A 910-nucleotide genomic window follows, 5' to 3' on the forward strand; every position below is an offset into this window, starting at 1 on the left:
CGGCGGCGTCCGCGAGCGGGGACGGACGTGGGCGCGGCGGTCAGTTGCGTCCGCTGCGACGAGGACGAGCTCGGCGGTGGCGCCGTCCTCGACCATGGGCAGGAAGCCGACGACGCGGTCGCCCACCTGCAGGCCGGTGACGCCCTCGCCGAGCGCGTCCACCGTGCCGGCGACGTCCCGGCCGGGCGTGTGGGGGAGGACGACCGGGATCGGGCCCTGCATGAAGCCCGCGCGGACGTTGCCGTCGACGTTGTTGAACGACGTGGCCTCGATGCGGACCCGCACCTGGCCGGCCGCCGGGAGCGGCTCCGGGACCTCCTCCACGCGGAGGACCTCGGGAGCGCCGTACTGGTGGAACCGGACTGCCTTCATGATCGTGCCTCTCGATAGATGCTTCGAATTCGAAGCGATATCAGGAACGTAGCACTGCTTCGAATTCGAATCAAGTAGGATGCCGACATGACTTCTCGCGAGCCGACGCTGGACCCGGACCTGCTGGGCGCGTACTTCGCGGTGATGGAGGTGGCGGCGATGCTGCGCCACGCCGTCGAGCAGCAGCTGCGCGAGGACGGGGACCTGAGCTACGTGCAGTTCCAGGTGGTGGCGACGCTCTACTACGCACCGGCCGAGGCCGTGCGCATGACCGACCTCGCCGACGGCATCGTCCACAGCCGCAGCGGCCTCACCTACCAGGTGGGCCTGCTGGAGAAGGCGGGCCTGGTGACGCGAGGGCCCAGCGAGGACGACGAGCGGGTCGTCGCCGTCTCGCTGACCGCCGCCGGCCGCGAGCGGCTGGAGCGCGTGATGCCGGGCCACCAGGAGGTGCTGGAGCAGCTGCTGCTCGAGCCGCTCGCCCCGGGACCGGGCCCTCGCCCTGGTCGACCTGCTCGGGCCGGTGCGCGAGCACATG

General features: G+C 71.4%; 2 protein-coding genes. One reads left to right on the top strand and one right to left on the bottom strand.

The genetic code is table 11. The features are described from left to right. Positions 1-372, bottom strand: a 372-nt coding sequence (locus tag AC2W7G_RS17280) for an alcohol dehydrogenase catalytic domain-containing protein (RefSeq protein WP_485869524.1), incomplete at its 3' end; no start/stop codon positions are given. Between the two features lie 87 nt (positions 373-459). Between AC2W7G_RS17280 and AC2W7G_RS17285 the strand changes: the two genes are divergently transcribed. Continuing rightward, the coding region (locus AC2W7G_RS17285) for a MarR family winged helix-turn-helix transcriptional regulator (protein ID WP_485869525.1) at positions 460-910 on the top strand (451 nt) is incomplete at its 3' end.

The sequence above is a fragment of the Aeromicrobium sp. PFPM2_SD2 genome (genome assembly GCF_057364525.1).